Raw genomic sequence first — 3,763 nt, 5'->3', positions numbered from 1 at the left:
GTATCAACAAACTTGGCACACTATTGAGTTCTCAAACAACAGACACACCCGGCACCACCACAACCACCATTCGGTCGCGGATCGCTCCGGAGCAACTTTCCAAACTTACCCGACCCGGCGAACCTTTGCAAATCAACGTTTCCGTGATTTTCGATTCAACAGGAGGGTCCCCGCCCTTCGTGGCGCACTAGTTAGCACACCATTTTCAGGCTGTTTATCTGGGGGTCGGTCGCTATTTTTCCGCTTCAGCGGCGGCGACTCGAATAAATATACACACCCCGAATCGTCCGCGCAAATCGGCCGGCTAGCGAGCCCCAAGCCCGCCCCGCGATGCGGCCCAACGCGGCCGAACCGGCAGCGGGAAGCAACTGGACAGGGCAGCGGGAAGCGACTAGACAGAACGGTCTGTCTCGCATAGATTTCAGGGAGATCACTGGCCCTCGGGCGGCGATCCGTTAACGCTGAAGCAGAACGGCGGATCAATATGCCTGCCTTGGAGGACCCCCATGACTGCCACCCATTTCGAACGATTTGTATCCGAGGCCCTCACCGCGGAGCGCGAGACCGACTGCCAGCTGACGCCGGACGAGCTCTACGGCCTGTACACAAGCTGGTGCCTGATCAACAAGACGCAGCCCCAGCCTCCCGCTGCCTTGTGGGCATCGCTCAAGGATCAGGGAATCGCCCCGGATTCCTGCGAGCTTGCCATGACCGGACCGGCTGCGGCGGACTACATCCTCGCCAGCGCACCCAGCCTCATATAGCTGAACCCGCCAGGAAGAGTCGATGCGAATCGGCTCTTCCCGCCTTCTAGGTCACTGCTTTTAGCGCAGCCCTGCTAAAACCACAGCACCGAATACCCGTACGGGCCCCGAGCACCGTGCGGCAAGACTCAAAGGCACAAGATGGACGTACAGTCCGGCATTTCAGCAGGCACGACCCTGGGCGGCAGGTACCACGTCCTGGAGCAAATCGGGTCGGGCGCCATGGCAAACGTCTACCGGGCCGTGGACCAATTCCTCGAGCGCGAAGTGGCCGTCAAGATTGTCACCAAGCCCGGCGGCCACGATGCGCCCCACGATGACGAGGCGGAGTTGAAGGTTCTGGCGCGCCTGACCCACCACAGCCTGGTAACCCTCCTGGACGCCGGAGTCGACAGAACGGAACCCGGACGGCCTTGCATCTACCTCGTGATGGAGCTCGTGGAGGGCCCGGACCTCAAGCGCCGCCTGGCGGACGGGCCGCTCCCTCCGCGCCATGCAGCCCAGATCGGTCACGACCTCGCGGACGCCCTGGCGTACATCCACGAAAGCGGCGTCATCCACCGGGACGTCAAGCCCGGAAACATCATGGTCTTCGATTACGACCATGACGCCGCAAGGATATGAATCGCAGCGGTATTTGGCGTTGTTCTGTCAGCGGTAAATGGCGGGTGTGCGTTTGAGGAACGCTGAGCGGACACTTTCGAGCCCATGCTCCCAGGCCCGACCTTTACCATGCAGACAGAGAAGTGGACCGTCTCACGACGAGCTGCCTCGCCTCCACGGGCAAGCCAACAACTAGACGTCGCCGGTGCCATGCAATCACCTACGGTTTAGCCCTCAGCTGCCGATTCCTTATCCGAAGCATCATCCAGATGGCAGCGGCAAAGACAAGGAAAAGGATTCCAATCGGCAGGAGCAGCGCAAGCGCGCCGATGTTACCGGTCGCTCCGGCGATTCCGGCGATGCACGCGAGAACAATTCCGACGAAAGCCGGAACGAGGGCGATCTTCCTCCAAACTCTGACATCACGATCGCTGAGGTCTGATGCCTTAAATTGAGCACTGCCTTCCGTTTCATACAGCTGGGCAACAAACAAACCTACGATGGCCGGGAATAACCCCAACGCCGGGTTGCCTCCGGACCGGTCCGGGCTAATGGCAGTGACCACCACAGTCACGACGATGATTCCCACGACGACCCCAATGAGAGTGAAATACTTCCACCTTCGGCGGGTCAGGACCAGCTTTCCTGCTCTGGTTTTCCCCACCAGAATCGTGGCGCCCCATAGAACCAGCAGTGCTGGGAAGGGCTCTGGGCGCTTCCGAACCACGTTTCCGTCTGCGTACGCCAAATCATGATGAGCGTTGTAACGGCGAGAGCGAGGACTACCAGAGCATCCGCGATCCGGAGCCTTGCATCAGTCTCTATAGATGCCATGCGCTAAGTGCATCCGTCCGTTGTCCGCTTGTCAATGAGCGCCCTGGGACTGCAGAAACTGCGCGTGGTACATGGTCCCGTTCCGCCAACCCTGACCGGGCAATCCGAGGGTCCTAAAGGGATGGACAACTGAACAGAAGGTAACCCGCCTATGTAGCAGTACTAGCCCATGACGTGCATGGGAGCGGTAGGTTGCCGAATAACCATTCTGGGAAGGGGGGCGGTGAAGTGCGCTTCATTCGCCGAGCGTTGCTCGAACACCGGAGGCTCCCTCGGCTTGTACGCATCTTCCGCACCTGCCAAGCCGTGGGCATCGCCTTCTTGGTCTCTTCCATGTTTGCGGTGCTGATATTGCGGCCATCCACGGCAGTCATGAATGTCTGGCTGGTCATAATTACCATCCCACTCCTTGTTTCTGTTTTTGGCGTGGGCCTGCTCACTTGGAGGAACTACCAACACGCGGCGGAGATTTGGGCCGAGAATGTTAGGGGCCGGGGCTTAGACAGCGCAGGCCTGGGTTGGCTCATGGATGCGGGGACGGCACGCGCCATGGAGGTTACCCCTTGCGGGCAGCCCGCAGACCGAGCGAGATGCGGCCACGAAAAGCCTTGCCTGGGTGCGGAACGACCAGTAGCGTTCTGCGCAGTGGGCCTGCGGACCGCTGGCCCCCTTCGAGAGGACGCGCTATGCCAACCGTGATCGGCCACCACGATGTGAAGGACAAGGACCATTGGCTTGCCTCACCGAAACGCGAAGAGATCTTCGGACCCCTCGGCGTCACCAACATCCGGACGTTCGTCAACCCACAGAACCCGACGCAAGTCGCGGTGCTGATGGACGTTCCCGACATGGATGCCGTCATGGCCCTGATGCAATCCGAGGCAGGGGCCGAGGCGATGGCGTATGACGGCGTGCTGCCCGAGACATTGGTGATTCTCGTCGAGGCGTAGTTTCTTTTCTCGGAAGCGCGGGTGCGCGAAAACTGCTTATCGGCCGTGAACGGCCCCACCTCGTGTCGCGATGGACGATCCCTCACCGGGCGGCTGGTGAGGGATCACATCTGAACGGTGTAGAAGGAACACGAATGTTGCTCCCGGAACGGTTGTCAACGCGACACTGGGAGTTCCTGACGACACTCGGCACTGTGATACGACTGTTCCGCTGCGGATGCCGCGTGTGCGCGTTACCTCTGTGGAAGTCTGAGCGGGCCTCCGTGTCTGACCACGCCAGGGATGCTCGAAGCGCGGGCGATCGTTCCAGGTGCTTGGAGTTCTCGCTGCCAGACGGCGCCCGCTATCTCTCTATCCGAAGCAAATTAACCCGTAGGTCAGTTCCCGCCTTCTTATAGGTTGAAACAGTGACACCTTCAAGACGCGCAAGGAGCGCACGGTGCACCTGGTCGTCGGGTACAAGCGCGGGGCGACGGCCCGGGTCCCTACGTGTCAGGGTTGGGTGAGGCCAGCAGCTCAGAGCAAGTCCGCCGTGTGATGTAGGGCGAGAACCAGGAACTGATTCACGATGCCCAGCCAATCTTTGATCGCCGTGCGCGACGATAGTCTGAT

At 60.4% G+C, this 3,763-nt stretch carries 5 protein-coding genes; 4 read left to right on the top strand and 1 reads right to left on the bottom strand.

The window, feature by feature from the left end; genetic code table 11:
• From ASG92_RS30150 to ASG92_RS24620, 3 genes are all read left to right on the top strand, one after another.
• Positions 1-191, top strand: a 191-nt coding sequence (locus ASG92_RS30150; protein ID WP_240987292.1) for a hypothetical protein, incomplete at its 5' end; no start/stop codon positions are given.
• Positions 192-506: 315 nt separating this feature from the next.
• Positions 507-764, top strand: a complete 258-nt coding sequence (locus ASG92_RS24625; RefSeq protein WP_056634879.1) for a hypothetical protein — start codon at positions 507-509, stop codon at positions 762-764.
• Positions 765-905: 141 nt separating this feature from the next.
• Positions 906-1,388: a serine/threonine-protein kinase gene (locus ASG92_RS24620; protein ID WP_082579719.1), complete on the top strand. Its 483-nt coding sequence runs from the start codon at positions 906-908 to the stop codon at positions 1,386-1,388.
• Between the two features lie 199 nt (positions 1,389-1,587).
• Here the strand turns inward: ASG92_RS24620 and ASG92_RS24615 are convergent, their stop codons facing one another.
• The gene (locus tag ASG92_RS24615) at positions 1,588-2,115 is read right to left on the bottom strand and encodes a hypothetical protein (RefSeq protein WP_157372475.1); all 528 of its coding nucleotides are present in this window, start codon (positions 2,113-2,115) and stop codon (positions 1,588-1,590) included.
• A 772-nt stretch (positions 2,116-2,887) separates the two neighbouring features.
• On the opposite strand from ASG92_RS24615, the gene ASG92_RS24605 reads away from it, so the two are divergent.
• Positions 2,888-3,151 carry a hypothetical protein gene (locus tag ASG92_RS24605; protein ID WP_056634869.1) on the top strand — a complete coding sequence of 88 codons (264 nt, stop codon included), beginning with the start codon at positions 2,888-2,890 and terminating at the stop codon, positions 3,149-3,151.
• Positions 3,152-3,763: the final 612 nt, after the last annotated feature.

This window comes from Arthrobacter sp. Soil736, assembly GCF_001428005.1.
GTDB lineage: Bacteria > Actinomycetota > Actinomycetes > Actinomycetales > Micrococcaceae > Arthrobacter.
This window is presented reverse-complemented; position numbering and strand designations above follow the sequence as displayed.